A 12,989-nucleotide genomic window follows, 5' to 3' on the forward strand; every position below is an offset into this window, starting at 1 on the left:
GGTTGGCCCTAGCCCTGGCGCAGCCAATCGATAAAGCGAGCGAACAGCTCAGACTGAGAGTTGATGCCCAGCTTCAGATAGAGGTTCTTGCGATGCATGCGCACGGTTTCAGGCGAAATGCCGAGGTCCTGCGCCGTGGACTTTACCGAATGCCCGCGCAGGATCATGTGCGCGACTTCCCGTTCGCGGTCCGTCAGCACCTGGCAGCCGAAGCTGTCGAACGCAGCCTGCAGACTTGCATGCTCCAGCGTCGCGACACCGGGTTCGAGGTTATGCCGTGCATAACGGCCCAGCAGGTCGCGCACCATCGGTTCGACCGCACGCAACAGGTCGATCTGTTGCGCGCTCAGCCGTGTGCCGCTGCAGCCCTGGAACAGGCTGAGGGAGAGTTTGCGGCCATCGCTGAGGTCGGCGATGTAGTAGCTGTCTTCGCTGCAGCCAGTGCCCAGGTAATAGGCCTTGTAGTAGTCACTGTCGAAGAAGTTGTCCGGCGCGATGTCCTGCAGGTGATAGAAACCTTCAGCCAGCCCGCTCTGCACCGCGAGGCAGAAAGGATCGAGCAGGTAACCGGCGGCGAAATAGCGGTTGAGCACGGCATCGCGATGGGCATCGGGAATGCCTTGCTGGTACAACAGGCGCGGCGCCTGTCCCTGGCTTTCGACGCTGATCATCATCGACTCGACCGCCACCAACTGGCCCAGCGCCCTGGCCAGATACTGCAGGGCCTGCGGTGATTCGCTATGGGCCAACGCACTTTGCAGCGCCGCATGCCACTGCTGCAGCGCGCCGAGGGTAAGGGCAATCGGTGTGTCGGGAGAGGCCTGGGTCATGCCCGGCAGTCTAGCCTGCCGGATACGCCCACGCACAGCCCGCTGCAGGCTGCTCATCGCCCCTGGTACAACCCTTGCGCCGTGAGCTCGCGCGCGGTTTCGAGGATGCACTGGCGCAGGGTTTCGACGATCTCGTCAACCTGGGCGCGGGTGACGATCAGCGGCGGCGACATCACGTTCAAGTGCATGATCGGCCGTACCAGCAGGCCTTTGGCCTGGGCTTTGCTATGGATGCGCTCACCGATGTTGATCGCATCGTCGAACAGTGCCTTGCTCGCCTTGTCGGCGACGAATTCGACACAAGCCATCAGCTTGAGGCAGCGCACATCGCCCACCAGCGGCAGGTCACGCAAGGTTTGCAGGCGCTGCTCCAGGTAGCTGCCGACCTCGTTGACGTGGGCCAGCAGGTTTTCGCGCTCGATGATCTCGATGTTCTTCAGTGCTGCCGTGCAACACACCGGATGGCCGCTGTAGGTGAAACCGTGGGTAAAGCAGCGCCCCTTGCCCGGCTCGGCGATCACCTGCCAGATGCGCTCGGAGAAGATGCACGCACCCAACGGCAGGTAGGCAGAGGTCAGCCCCTTGGCTGTGGTGATGATGTCTGGGGTTACGCCGAACAGTTCTTCGCTGGCAAAGAAGGTGCCCAGGCGCCCGAACGAAGTCACTACTTCGTCGGCGACGAACAGGATGTCGTAGGTCTGGCACAGCTGCCACATGCGCGCGAAGTATCCCTTGGGTGGGATGATCACTCCGCCCGAACCCATGATCGGTTCGGCGAAGAAGGCGGCAACGTTGTCGGCGCCCAGGGAGAGAATCTTGTCTTCGAACTCGGCGACCAGAAAATCGAGGAATTCGGCCTCGTCCATGTTGTCCGGGGCGCGGTACGGGTTGGGGTTGGAGATGTGGTGGATCAGGTCGTGGGCGTAGTCGAACTCAGGCACCCGGTCGGCGGCCTTGTTGCCGATCTGCATGGTCAGGGTGGTCGAGCCATGGTAGGCATTGTAGCGGGCGATGATGTGTTTCTTGCCCGGCTTGCCGCGGCAGTTCTGGTAGTACTGGATCAGCCGGTAGGCGGTGTCCACGGCAGTAGACCCACCTGTGGTGAGGAAGACATGGTCCAGGTCGCCCGGTGCCAGTTTCGCAAGCTTGCGGCACAGCTCGATGGCCACGTCGTTGGCCATGTCCGAGAACGGGTTCGAATAGGCAAGCTTGCGCACCTGGTCGGCAATGGCCAAGGCCATTTCCTCGCGCCCCAGGCCAATGTTGGTGCACCACATGCCGCCAACGGCATCGAGGAAGCGGTTGCCTTGGGTATCGCGGATGTAGGCGCCTTCGCCTTCGATGATGTTCAGCGCGCCCTGTTGGCGATGCTCGTCGAACATATGATAACCGTGCATGTAATGGGCCTTGTCGGCTTCCACCAATGGATCGTTGGCGATAGCGAATGCGTTGCTTGAAGTGGCCATGGGCAGCTCCTTGGCGAGGATCGTTCGAAAATGTTCAGAAACCGGTCTTGACCGTGCTCCAGACCCGCGTGATCGCACGCATGTCCTTGGGTGTCTGGGTCTTTTGCGCGAACAGCCGTTCGCGGGTCTGGGCGTCCGGGTAGATCGCCGGGTCCTGGCGGATATCGGCCTGTACCAGGGCGGTGGCCGCGGCATTGCTGTTGGCGTAGTGGATGAAGTTGGTCACCTTGGCCATGGTCTGTGGCTGCAGCAGGAACTCGATGAAGCGATGGGCGTTGCTGACGTGCGGCGCATCCTTGGGGATGTAGAGGTTGTCGAACCAGATCAGCGAGCCTTCCTTGGGAATGAAGAACGCCAGCTTGATAGCCTTCTTCGCCTCCACCGCACGCGCCTGGGCGGTGGCGTAGTCACCCGACCAGGTCAGAGCCAGGCACACGTCGCCGTTGGGCAGGCTGGTCAGGTAGTTGACCGAGTCGAACTTGCGGATATAGGGGCGGATGCCCAGCAGCAGCTGTTCGGCAGCCTTGAGGTCCGCGGGTGCGGCGCTGCGCGGATCCTTGCCCAGGTACTGGAGGGCCAGTGGAATCACTTCGGTGGGGGCGTCCATCAAAGTCACGCCGCAATCGGCGAAGCGCGAAACGATGGCCGGGTCGAACAGCATGGCCAGCGAGCCGATCGGTGCGTCGGGCATGCGCGCCTTGATCTTGTCGACGTTGTAGGTAACGCCGGAGCTGCCCCAGGTGTAGGGCGCCGAGTACTTCAGGCCAGGGTCGTAACCTTGCAGGTTGCTGACCACCTGCTCGTCGAGGTTGTGCCAACTGGGCAGTTGCTGTTTGTCCAGGGCCTGGAATACGCCGGCCTGGATCAGCGGCGGTACCAGCGACGCATTGAGCATGACCAGGTCGTAGCCGGAGCGGCCGGTGAGCAGTTTGGTCTGGACCGTTTCATAGCCATCGAAGGTGTCGTAAACGACTTTGATACCGGTGGCCTTTTCGAAGTCGGCCAAGGTGGTTTCACCGATGTAGTCAGTCCAGTTGTACAGCCTGAGCGTGTTGCTGCTGTCCCCCTCTGCCGCTGCCTGCACCAGTGCCGTCGAGGACACCAGCAACAGACCGCCAATCACCTTCAGTGCCTTGCGCATAGCAACTCCATCGTGTGACTGCTCCGGATTGAGCCGATGGGGTCACTATGGGAGGTCTGGCTGGCTGCAGACATACCCCGAATGTGTGGGTGGTCGTTTTTGGGAAGGTCGCAGATGTGTCACTCGTTGATCAGCGTCAGCGTGCCGATATCCAGCAGGCTGAAAAAACCGCTGCTCCAGCCACCGGTATCCAGGTGCCACACGTTGCCCAATACCTTGTGCGTGAGCACCGGGGTGTGCCCGACCAGCAGCGCACGCAGCCCTTGGATGGGTTCGCTATCGGCGCTCTTCAGGCGCCGGCGCGACCATTGGCAGACCTCGCGCACGGCAGGGTCGTCCCGAGTCTGCAGGCAGGCGCGCAGCTCGGCCCAGTCGGCGAACGGACTGTCTGCATGCAGCATGCCGACCAACCCGCAGGCAGTCTGTACTTCGAGCGCGACCGGCAGGCGTTCGAACTGCTCGACGAAGCGCGCCTGCTCAGCCTTGGGCAAGTCGAGAAACCAGCCCCCGCCCGCCGCACGGTACATGTCCAGATCAACACGGCCACCGCGATAGTGGCTGATGGCCAATGCTTCGTGATTGCCCTGCACCGCATGAAACCAGGGATGCGCCAGCCAGTTCAGGGCCTCTTCGCTGGTCGGGCCCCGGTCGACCAGGTCACCGACACTGAACAGCCGATCGACCTCGGGATCGAATGCCGCCTGCTCGAGCGCGGCCTGCAGGCGTTGGAAGTGCCCGTGGATATCGCCGACCGCCAAGTCCCGCCCTTTGTCGTTGGCAGCTAACTGCCGAAAACGCGCCATTACATCATTCCTCTGCTGTGTCGCCGGCACCAGGCGTAGAATGGCGAGACAACGAGCCCGTCGCGGAGGTGCATCATGCGCTCTACCCTAGCCTGCGCTGCACTGCTGGTGCTGGCATACGACAGCATGGCACAAGGCATCCCGCCCGCGCAGGTCCAGGTCAGCTTCGATCACCCGGAAAAATTCCGCGATGCCAGCCTGAACAGCCCCGGCTATGAGCGCGGCGCCGACCCAGAAGTGATGAAGGCACTCACCCGGCACCTGGAAAAACTTGGCCAGCGCTACCTTCAGCCCGGCCAGCGAGTACACATCGACATCCGCGACATCGATCTGGCCGGCCGCTACGAACCCTGGAACAGTCAGGCCTATAACGTACGCTTCATGCGCGAAATCACCTGGCCGACCATCGACCTGAGCTACACCCTCGTTCAACCCGGCCAGCCCGAGCACAAGGCCGAGGAACGCGTCAGCGACAAGATGTACCTGAGCCGCCCAGGCCGCGTGGGCAGCAGCGATCGCCTGTATGCCGAGAAGGCCATGCTCGATGACTGGTTCCGCCAGCGCTTCGCTGCACGGCCGGCGTCCTGAGTTTTGCTGGTTAGTTGCGAGCGGCTGAGGGTATCCTCTCCCTTTGTATCACCCAAGGAAGGATCTCCGTGAAGTACCTGCTGCTGGCATTCGCCAGCTATGCCTCCTGCTACTACCTGGTTGGTTTGCTGATTCGCGGCGGGCTGGCAGACATCGCCGAAGGGTTGCGCCATCGCCCGGATGCGCCGACACCCGGCCAGTACCTGCGTGAGGTCGAACCCCATGCCCGACGGGCGCAGCGGCACTACAGCCTGTTCGCAGGCTCGGTGCTCGCGCTGGTGCTGTGCGCGTTGGCGTGGTGGTTGAGCTGAGCGCTCAGAACAGCGACAGGCTCTGCCTGCCCTCAAGCGCCAGCAGGTACTGCTTGGCAGGCAACCCGCCGGCAAAGCCTGTAAGGCCGCCCGAGGCACCGATCACCCGATGGCAGGGTGCGATGATCGAGATCGGGTTGCGGCCATTGGCTGCCCCTACCGCGCGTACCGCCGCGGGGTTGCCGATCTGTCGGGCGATATCGCTGTAGCTGCGGGTCTGGCCGAAAGGAATGGTCAGCAGCGCCGCCCAGACCTGGCGCTGGAATTCAGTGCCATCGAAGTCCAGGGGCAACTCGAAGCGCTGCCGTTGACCGGCAAAATACTCACCCAACTGATGGGCAGTTTCCCGCAGCACTGGCGCCTGGTCATCACGGTGCAGTTCGCCAAGGCGCACCCGGTTGGCACGCTCCTCTTCCCACAGCACGGCGGCCAGGCATTCGCCACGGGCGACCAGTGTCAGGGTGCCAACTGGCGATGGCATGAGAGTGAAGGCGCTGGACATGGCAACTCCTGATACAGGCTGACGACCCCGGCACTCTACCTATCGCCCGATGGCGCTGCATCCGCTTTCTTGACGTGTAATGCTCACGCCACGGCCGTCGCTCGGGCCGCGAGGGCACGGGCCTGCTGCAGGTCGATCCTGGGGATCAACGCCGGGGGGATGCGTGAGCGGGTCGAGAGGTTATGAACGCGGAAACGCTCGCCCATCACCTGGTGCGCCATCAGGGTCAGTGACGGCAGGATACGACTGTCCCAGTGCTGGTCGAGGCCGCAGGGCGAGCGCTTGCCACCGGACGTCTCGTAAAAGCGCCCTGCCGACTGGTCCAGATCCACGCCGACCAGTAGCACATCGTCGAAACCCAGGTGGTAAGCCAGTTGCAGGGCTACAAAAGCCACGGTCCGGGCATCGAAGAAACCGTATGAGAGGTTCCTGCTGAAACCGATCGAACGCGCCCGCTTGCTCCACAGCGTGCGGTTGCGGGCATAGCGGCCATCCCCGAGCCCCAGCCATTCACTGAACGTTGGGTCCAGGGCCTTGAGCAGCGGGTAGCGCTCGGTGTCCTCAGGCAGGTCGAACAGGTCGAACTGCTCCGGCCACAGTGCCAATCGGGGGCTGCAGTGCAACGCCATGGCAAAAAGCTCGGGTTGCTGGTTGCAGAAGTCCTTGTCGGTGCAAATGTAGAAGAATGGGCGCACATCCGTGCCCACCAGCATCGAAATTGAGCCATTCATGGCGATGATCGGGACGCTGGCAAAATCTTCGAGCGGGAAATCTTTCGCTGACGCGCCTGACGCCAGGATCACCACAGGGCCTTTCTGGGTATTGCGACACGCCTCAAAGCTGGAGAACGCCCCGCGTGCAGCCTCAGGCTGCGACGGAAGTTGGTTCATGGGTCTTGCCAATGGTGTAGGTCAATTCAGGATACAGTTGTTCACAATTCTTAAATGGTTTTTTACAAAACCCTTACATAGACACGACGGGATAGCATTTTGCTTTCGAGCGATGCTGCGTCGCGGGGCGGCAGGTACAGCGATATGTCTCCCTGGCAACTGTCTGCTCAGCAACACATGGCCAACAGCTGATTGCCCAAGGGGCGACACCTCGTTCGATAAAATCCACCAAACTACTGATTTTATTGAGATAAATTCGCTGGCACGGTTTCTGCTCCAGTGATCTGTGTACACGCACAGTATCCCGAGGAACCCATGTCCACGCCTGCCGTTTCTGCCTCCTACGACATCCGCCAGCCGGATGCCCATGTCATCCGCGACGATGCAGAAGCCATCGCCGTTGCCCATCAAGTCGCCGCGCTGCTGCGTGAAGGCGCCGCCGAGCGTGACCGGCGCCGAGAAGTCCCGGCCGATGTGGTCGATGCCTATTCCAACAGCGGTCTGTGGGGCATCACTGTGCCTCGTGCCTATGGTGGTGCCGAAGTATCCTTCGCCACCCTGGCGCGGGTGATCGCCATCGTCTCGGCTGCCGACCCGTCGCTTGGACAGATTCCGCAAAACCACTACTGCCTGCTCGAAGACATCCGCCTGCAAGGCACCGAAGAGCAGCACCGCTTCTTCTTCGACCTGGTACTCAAAGGCCATCGCTTTGCCAACGCACTGTCTGAAACCGGTGGCAAGACCGTCCAGGACATCCGTACCCGCCTGGTCGCCGAAGCTGACGGCTACCGTATCGACGGCCGCAAGGGCTACTGCACCGGCTCGCTCTATGCCCATTGGATCGGCGTACTGGCCCTGGACGAACAGGACCGGGCACAACTGGCCTTTGTGCCACGTGGCACTCCTGGGTTGGTGGTCGTCGACGACTGGAACAGCATGGGCCAGCGCACCACCTCCAGCGGCACCGTGCTGCTAGACGGATTGCGCGTGCCTGCATTCAACCTGTTCCCCAGCTACCGCTCCTACGAGCACCCTACCCTCGCGGGCCCCTTCGCCCAGCTGACCACTGCGGCAATTGACGCCGGCATCGGCCGCGCGGCGCTGGACGACACCATCGCCTTTGTTCGCGAACATGCCCGTCCGTGGATCGATGCCGGTGTCGAAAAAGCCAGTGAGGATCCGCTCACCATCATCCAGATCGGCTCCCTGGAGATCCGCCAGGAAGCCGCCGAGGCCCTGCTCGAGCGTGCCGGCAAGGTGCTGGATACCGCCAAGCCCGCGCCGAACGACGACAACGTCGCCGCCGCTTCGGTGGCGGTGGCCAAGGCCAAGGTGCTGACTACCGAGGTGTCGATTGAGGCCAGCAACCGCCTGTTCGAACTGGGCGGGACCCGCTCCTCGCTGCTGCAGCACAACTTCGACCGGCACTGGCGCAATGCCCGCGTGCATACCCTGCACGACCCCGTGCGCTGGAAATATCACCTGGTCGGTAACTGGGCCCTGAACGGTGTCCGCCCCACGCGCCACGACTGGAACTGAGGCTGCGCCATGACCAAGCAGATCCGTCTCAATGCCTTTGCCATGAACACGGTCGGGCACCTGTCGCCTGGGCTGTGGCGCCATCCGCGCGACCAGGCGACGCGCTACACCGATATCCATTACTGGATCGAACTGGCCCAGACCCTCGAGCGGGGCTGCATCGACGGCCTGTTCCTCGCCGATGTGCTGGGTGTCTATGACGTCTACGCCGGCAATGCCGATGAAGCGCTGCGCAGCGGTGCCCAGGTGCCGCTGAACGACCCGCTGCAATTGGTACCGGCAATGGCCGCAGCCACCCGCCATCTGGGGTTTGGCGTGACCGCCTCGGTGTCGTTCGAACACCCCTTTCCTTTCGCCCGGCGCATGAGCACGCTCGATCACCTGACCCAGGGCCGTGCCGGCTGGAACATCGTGACTTCCTACCTGTCCAGCGGGGCACGCAACCTCGGCCAGCCCGAACAGATGAGCCACGACCAGCGCTACGCCCTGGCCGAGGAATACCTGCAGGTCTGCTACAAGCTGTGGGAAACCAGTTGGGAGGAGGATGCCGTGCGCGCCGACCGTGCCAGCGGTGTCTACACCGACCCGGCCAAGGTCCACGGCATCGACCATGACGGCACGTACTTCAAGGTTCCAGGCTTTCACCTCAGCGCCCCGTCACCACAGCGCACACCGGTGCTCTACCAGGCCGGTGCATCCAGCCGGGGGCGGGCCTTTGCCGCAGCCAACGCCGAATGCGTGTTTGTTGCAGCACCGAGCAAGACCGTGCTGAAGAAGCAGGTTGCCGATCTGCGTGCCGCAGCGGTCGCTGCCGGGCGCAAGGGCTCCGATATCCTGATCCTTGAACAGCTCACGGTGATCGTCGCCGAAACCGACGAGGCCGCGCAGGCCCGTCTGCGCGAGTACCGTGAGTACGCCAGTGCCAGTGGTTCGCTCTCGCTGATGTCGGGTTGGACAGGCATCGACTTTGCCGCCTACAGCCCCGACCAGATCCTGCGCGAGGTGCCCAGCGAAGCCATCCAGTCGGTAGTCGAGGGCTTCACCCGCGCCGACCCGACACGGACCTGGACCGTTGCCGAGATCGCCGAATATTGCTGCCTGGGCGGCGACGGCCCGCTGTTGGTCGGGTCGCCCACGACCGTCGCCGACCAGTTGCAGGCCTGGGTCGAAGACACTGACGTGGACGGCTTCAACCTGTCCAGCGTGGTCGTACCGGAAACCTTCGTTGCCGTGGTCGATCTGTTGGTCCCCGAACTGCAGGCGCGCGGCCTGTTCAAGCGCGAGTATGCCGAAGGCAGCCTACGCAACAAGCTGTTCGGCCAGGGTGATCGCCTGCGTGCGCCCCATCCGGTGGCTGCGCTGCGCCAGGAGCGTGGGCGATGAATGCGCTGTTGGCCAATCTGGACTGGGGTGAAATCGGCCTCGCTTGCCTCGAGACCCTGAGCATGCTCGGCGCGGCGCTGGGCTTTACCGTAGCGTTGGGGCTGCCGTTGGGTGTGCTGCTGTTTCTCACCGGGCAACGCCAGTTACTGGCCAATGCGCTGAACTCCCCTGAAGTGCGTCAATTCATCCTGACCCGCTACAAAGGGCAGATCGCACCTGGCTTCTGACAGCGCAATGTGGGTGCAGGGCATGCCGCCTTCTCTGCACCCCGTCCAACCGCCCCTTATTGAAGGGAAACAAGCTGGGCGCGCTGCGCGGGATCAAGGTCATTGATCGAGACGATCCGAAGCGCGCCCTGCGCCGCCTCCGCCACCGGCTGCCCCAGATCAGCCGAGACCCCGTCCGGCAACTTGTACATCGCACCGGTCAGCGGATCGACGATCAGCATGCCGATAGCACCGCCAAACAAGATGTTCGCCCAGTACCAACCGTCCACACTCGAGTCGAGTTCGACCTGTCGATCTGGGTATCCCTCTTTCATGAAACGCAACGTGTAGGTTTGGCCGCGAAAATAACCCTCCCCCGACATCAGCGTCACCACCGCAGGCGTGCTGCCGCGATGAACGACCATCCCTGATTTGTTGATCACCTCGAAATTAGCACCCGCCGGGCTGCTCGTGACACTCACCGGATACTTGGAGTCACTGATGATACTGGCGCAACCCTGCAGCGCCAGGAGCGCCAGAAGCACCCCCATGGTTCTGGTTTTTTGAAAGCACACGGAATTGTTCCTCTAGACGCTGATCGACATTGACCAAGAAGGGATTCTCTAGGTGCGCTTTAGCGATGCATGTCATCTAAATAGCCATTGGCAGTAGGTGCTTTCCCAAAACTGGTTTCCTGCCCGTTGTACGTATTTTTTTGACACCCCCTTCACGACATTTTCACGTCGCGGCTGGCACAGTTGCTCCACATCCGTGAAATACTTCGCCCGCCCTCCCCAGCGGGCTTTTCTTTGCCTGCAGCATCCCTGGCGGTTATCACCACGCTCGCTTCTGATAGAAACGGGCAAGGTTTCAAGAGCCTCCGGCATAGGGACGATCAGCCAATCCACCTAGCATGCTCGCGTACTCCCTACCCAGGATCGCGATCATGAGCGACAGCAAGACTCTCTTCATTACCGGCGTCAGCAGTGGTTTCGGCAGTGCCCTGGCCCAGGCGGCGCTCGCTGCCCGACATCGCGTCATCGGCACCGTACGCAACGACAGCGCGTTGACAGCGTTTCAGGCCCTGAACAGCGAACGCGCCCACGGGGTGATCCTCGATGTCACCGACTTCGCCCGCATAGACGCTGTGGTTGCACAGGTGCAGGCGCTTCACGGCCCCGTCGATGTGCTGGTGAACAACGCCGGCTACGGCCATGAAGGGATTTTCGAGGAATCCCCGCTGGAAGACATGCGCCGGCAGTTCGAGGTCAATGTGTTCGGCGCCGTTGCCGTCACCAAGGCATTCGTCCCCTACTTTCGCCAGCGCCGGGCCGGCCACATCATCAACATCACCTCCATGGGCGGCACCCTCACGATGCCGGGCATTGCCTACTACTGCTCGAGCAAGTTCGCACTGGAGGGCATTTCCGATACCCTGAGCCAGGAACTGCGCCCGTTCGGCATCGCCGTTACTGCGGTGGCGCCGGGTTCGTTCCGTACCGACTGGGCCGGTCGTTCCATGCAGCGTTCGCCACGCAGCATCGCCGACTACGACCAGCGCTTCGACCCCATCCGCAAGGCACGCCAGGACAAGAGCGGCAAGCAGCTGGGCGACCCGCGCAAGGCAGCCCAGGCGATCCTGCAGGTCATCGCCAGCCACAGTCCGCCCGACCACCTGCTACTGGGCAGTGACGCACTGGGCCTGGTGCGCGACAAGCTGCAGCGCATGAGCCAGGAGATCGATCAATGGCAAGACCTGACCTGCTCGACCGATGGTTGAGCGCCAGGCAGAGGACTGGGCAGTGACACAGACCGATACCCGCTGTGCGCGCATGGTGCAGTTGCTCACGCAGCTCGCGCCGATGGAAGGCTATAACCTCAGCGCGCTGCAAGACGTGCGCTTCCTGCGCTCGAACCGGCCGCTGAGCCATGTGCCGGTGCTTTACGAGCCCGGCATCGTTATCCTCTGCCAAGGCTGCAAGCGCGGCTACCTGGGTGACGAGGTATATGTGTACGACGCTCGGCACTACCTGGTGGTGTCGGTTCCTGTGCCCTTCACCATGGAAACCGATGCCAGCGAAGACGAGCCGATGCTGGCCATCTACATACGCCTGGACCTGCAACTGGCCAGCGAGCTGACCTTGCAGGTGGACGAACTGCTGGGCAGCAGCAGCGAACCGCCGCGGGGCATGTACGCCTCGCCCATGGACGACGCGCTGCAGACCACGACACTGCGCTTTCTTGAAGCCATGACCATCGCGAGCGACGCACAGATCCTCGGCCCGGCGCTGGTGCGTGAAATCTACTACCGCATCCTCTCTGGCGCCCAGGGCGGCTCGCTGCGTGCAGCCTTGGGTCGGCACGGCCATTTCGCCAAGGTGACCCGCGCCCTGCGCACCATTCACAGCCGCTACCGGGAGCATCTGGACGTCGAGTCGCTGGCCCGCGAGGCCAGCATGAGCGTGCCCAGTTTCCATCGACACTTTCGCAGCGTGACCAACACCTCGCCCATGCAGTACCTGAAGTCGGCCCGTCTGCACCAGGCCCGGCTGCTGATGCTGCACGACGCCTTGAGCGCATCGGCAGCCGCCTTCAGCGTCGGCTATGAGAGCCCCTCGCAGTTCAGCCGCGAGTTCAAGCGTTTCTTCGGGCGTACGCCACAAGCCGAAATCGACTGGATGAAGGCGACCTACGCACTGCCCGCCTCCTCTGGCTCACCCCTCTACGTTTCCTCCCATTGAGCAAGGCGCTACCATCGGCCAATCCCTGCCCCGCCATTCGGAGAACACCATGCCGCTGAGCCCCCTGTTGCGTTGCCATGACCTGCAGAAAACGCGGGAGCATTACCGCGATACCTTGGGTTTCGAAGTTGCTGATTCGCAGCAAACGACGCTGACCGTGCACCTCGACGACAACCGGATCGTGTTCACCGAGCAAGACCTGTGGGGCCATTCACCGCAATGCACGGGCACGTTCTATTTCGTGATCGCCGATGTCGATGGGTATTTCGAACGCGTGCGCGATAAAGCCGAGATCGCATGGCCACTTCAGAACATGCCCTACGGCTCGCGAGAGTTCGGCGTGCGTGACTGCAATGGCTACTTCCTGGCGTTCACCCAGGCGCGCTGAGGTCTGGACGGCCTCTTGCCTCTTCTGATCGGGAGGCCTGCCGACCGTTGTCAATCAACTACACATGAAACAACGCACCTCCAATAATGCGACGCACTTCACAATAGTAAAACCGATAGTTCCGCGACATTAAGCTGCGCCAATTCCAAATAACAAACTCATGATGTAGCGCCATTAACGCTGCTCAAGCCTTCGCAGCTT

At 62.3% G+C, this 12,989-nt stretch carries 14 protein-coding genes and 1 pseudogene; 8 read left to right on the forward strand and 7 right to left on the reverse strand.

The window, feature by feature from the left end; genetic code table 11:
• Nucleotides 1–8 precede the first annotated feature (8 nt).
• The 4 genes from ACK3BK_RS12710 to ACK3BK_RS12725 all read right to left on the reverse strand — a co-directional run bounded on the left by ACK3BK_RS12710 (nt 9) and on the right by ACK3BK_RS12725 (nt 4,240).
• Nucleotides 9–887: a helix-turn-helix transcriptional regulator gene (locus ACK3BK_RS12710; protein WP_186664593.1), complete on the reverse strand. Its 879-nt coding sequence runs from the start codon at nt 885–887 to the stop codon at nt 9–11.
• Nucleotides 884–2,296, reverse strand: a complete 1,413-nt coding sequence (locus ACK3BK_RS12715) for an aminotransferase (protein WP_411382524.1) — start codon at nt 2,294–2,296, stop codon at nt 884–886. Before ACK3BK_RS12715 ends, ACK3BK_RS12710 begins: the two co-directional genes overlap by 4 nt.
• A 34-nt stretch (nt 2,297–2,330) precedes the next feature.
• A complete protein-coding gene (locus ACK3BK_RS12720) occupies nt 2,331–3,437 on the reverse strand; it encodes a polyamine ABC transporter substrate-binding protein (RefSeq protein ID WP_125929863.1) in 1,107 nt (368 codons plus the stop codon).
• Nucleotides 3,438–3,556: 119 nt separating this feature from the next.
• Entirely contained in the window at nt 3,557–4,240 is a 684-nt protein-coding gene (locus tag ACK3BK_RS12725; RefSeq protein ID WP_186664590.1) for a metallophosphoesterase, read from the reverse strand.
• Nucleotides 4,241–4,315: 75 nt separating this feature from the next.
• On the opposite strand from ACK3BK_RS12725, the gene ACK3BK_RS12730 reads away from it, so the two are divergent.
• Both ACK3BK_RS12730 and ACK3BK_RS12735 read left to right on the forward strand, forming a co-directional pair.
• On the forward strand, nt 4,316–4,828 hold the full coding sequence (locus tag ACK3BK_RS12730; RefSeq protein ID WP_411382525.1) for a DUF3016 domain-containing protein: 513 nt from the start codon (nt 4,316–4,318) through the stop codon (nt 4,826–4,828).
• Between the two features lie 68 nt (nt 4,829–4,896).
• Nucleotides 4,897–5,139, forward strand: coding sequence for a hypothetical protein (locus ACK3BK_RS12735; RefSeq protein ID WP_411382526.1), 243 nt, complete (start codon nt 4,897–4,899; stop codon nt 5,137–5,139).
• Nucleotides 5,140–5,143: 4 nt separating this feature from the next.
• Here ACK3BK_RS12735 and ACK3BK_RS12740 read toward each other — a convergent pair whose 3' ends face one another.
• Both ACK3BK_RS12740 and ACK3BK_RS12745 read right to left on the reverse strand, forming a co-directional pair.
• Nucleotides 5,144–5,641: a methylated-DNA--[protein]-cysteine S-methyltransferase gene (locus tag ACK3BK_RS12740; RefSeq protein WP_186719420.1), complete on the reverse strand. Its 498-nt coding sequence runs from the start codon at nt 5,639–5,641 to the stop codon at nt 5,144–5,146.
• 83 nt (nt 5,642–5,724) lie between these two features.
• Nucleotides 5,725–6,531, reverse strand: coding sequence for a lipopolysaccharide biosynthesis protein (locus tag ACK3BK_RS12745; protein ID WP_411382527.1), 807 nt, complete (start codon nt 6,529–6,531; stop codon nt 5,725–5,727).
• Between the two features lie 315 nt (nt 6,532–6,846).
• On the opposite strand from ACK3BK_RS12745, the gene ACK3BK_RS12750 reads away from it, so the two are divergent.
• From ACK3BK_RS12750 to ACK3BK_RS12760, 3 genes and pseudogenes are all read left to right on the forward strand, one after another.
• Nucleotides 6,847–8,070, forward strand: coding sequence for an SfnB family sulfur acquisition oxidoreductase (locus ACK3BK_RS12750; RefSeq protein ID WP_186664582.1), 1,224 nt, complete (start codon nt 6,847–6,849; stop codon nt 8,068–8,070).
• A 9-nt stretch (nt 8,071–8,079) separates the two neighbouring features.
• Nucleotides 8,080–9,453 (forward strand): LLM class flavin-dependent oxidoreductase, encoded by a 1,374-nt coding sequence (locus tag ACK3BK_RS12755; RefSeq protein WP_186709125.1) that lies wholly within the window; start codon nt 8,080–8,082, stop codon nt 9,451–9,453.
• A pseudogene (locus ACK3BK_RS12760) lies at nt 9,450–9,599 on the forward strand (metal ABC transporter permease); the annotation flags it as partial. The gene ACK3BK_RS12755 and the pseudogene ACK3BK_RS12760, both read left to right, overlap by 4 nt.
• A gap of 137 nt (nt 9,600–9,736) precedes the next feature.
• Here the strand turns inward: ACK3BK_RS12760 and ACK3BK_RS12765 are convergent.
• A complete protein-coding gene (locus ACK3BK_RS12765; protein ID WP_346655289.1) occupies nt 9,737–10,234 on the reverse strand; it encodes a hypothetical protein in 498 nt (165 codons plus the stop codon).
• A 371-nt stretch (nt 10,235–10,605) separates the two neighbouring features.
• On the opposite strand from ACK3BK_RS12765, the gene ACK3BK_RS12770 reads away from it, so the two are divergent.
• From ACK3BK_RS12770 to ACK3BK_RS12780, 3 genes are read left to right on the forward strand one after another with little or no spacing between them, the layout of a single operon-like run.
• Nucleotides 10,606–11,439, forward strand: coding sequence for an oxidoreductase (locus ACK3BK_RS12770; protein ID WP_411382528.1), 834 nt, complete (start codon nt 10,606–10,608; stop codon nt 11,437–11,439).
• Between the two features lie 22 nt (nt 11,440–11,461).
• Nucleotides 11,462–12,400 carry an AraC family transcriptional regulator N-terminal domain-containing protein gene (locus tag ACK3BK_RS12775; protein ID WP_411382529.1) on the forward strand — a complete coding sequence of 313 codons (939 nt, stop codon included), beginning with the start codon at nt 11,462–11,464 and terminating at the stop codon, nt 12,398–12,400.
• 49 nt (nt 12,401–12,449) lie between these two features.
• The gene (locus ACK3BK_RS12780; protein WP_186664576.1) at nt 12,450–12,788 is read left to right on the forward strand and encodes a VOC family protein; all 339 of its coding nucleotides are present in this window, start codon (nt 12,450–12,452) and stop codon (nt 12,786–12,788) included.
• Nucleotides 12,789–12,989: the final 201 nt, after the last annotated feature.

The sequence above is a fragment of the Pseudomonas sp. L7 genome (genome assembly GCF_046605565.1).
Taxonomy (GTDB): Bacteria; Pseudomonadota; Gammaproteobacteria; order Pseudomonadales; family Pseudomonadaceae; genus Aquipseudomonas; species Aquipseudomonas wayambapalatensis.

Bases quoted from the DNA above. Each gene is read 5' to 3' on its own strand.
- ACK3BK_RS12710 (WP_186664593.1), bottom strand. From the start codon at position 887: ATGAGCAGCCTGCAGCGGGCTGTGCGTGGGCGTATCCGGCAGGCTAGA.
- ACK3BK_RS12715 (WP_411382524.1), bottom strand. From the start codon at position 2,296: ATGGCCACTTCAAGCAACGCATTCGCTATCGCCAACGATCCATTGGTG.
- ACK3BK_RS12720 (WP_125929863.1), bottom strand. From the start codon at position 3,437: ATGCGCAAGGCACTGAAGGTGATTGGCGGTCTGTTGCTGGTGTCCTCG.
- ACK3BK_RS12725 (WP_186664590.1), bottom strand. From the start codon at position 4,240: ATGGCGCGTTTTCGGCAGTTAGCTGCCAACGACAAAGGGCGGGACTTG.
- ACK3BK_RS12730 (WP_411382525.1), top strand. From the start codon at position 4,316: ATGCGCTCTACCCTAGCCTGCGCTGCACTGCTGGTGCTGGCATACGAC.
- ACK3BK_RS12740 (WP_186719420.1), bottom strand. From the start codon at position 5,641: ATGTCCAGCGCCTTCACTCTCATGCCATCGCCAGTTGGCACCCTGACA.
- ACK3BK_RS12745 (WP_411382527.1), bottom strand. From the start codon at position 6,531: ATGAACCAACTTCCGTCGCAGCCTGAGGCTGCACGCGGGGCGTTCTCC.
- ACK3BK_RS12750 (WP_186664582.1), top strand. From the start codon at position 6,847: ATGTCCACGCCTGCCGTTTCTGCCTCCTACGACATCCGCCAGCCGGAT.
- ACK3BK_RS12755 (WP_186709125.1), top strand. From the start codon at position 8,080: ATGACCAAGCAGATCCGTCTCAATGCCTTTGCCATGAACACGGTCGGG.
- ACK3BK_RS12770 (WP_411382528.1), top strand. From the start codon at position 10,606: ATGAGCGACAGCAAGACTCTCTTCATTACCGGCGTCAGCAGTGGTTTC.
- ACK3BK_RS12780 (WP_186664576.1), top strand. From the start codon at position 12,450: ATGCCGCTGAGCCCCCTGTTGCGTTGCCATGACCTGCAGAAAACGCGG.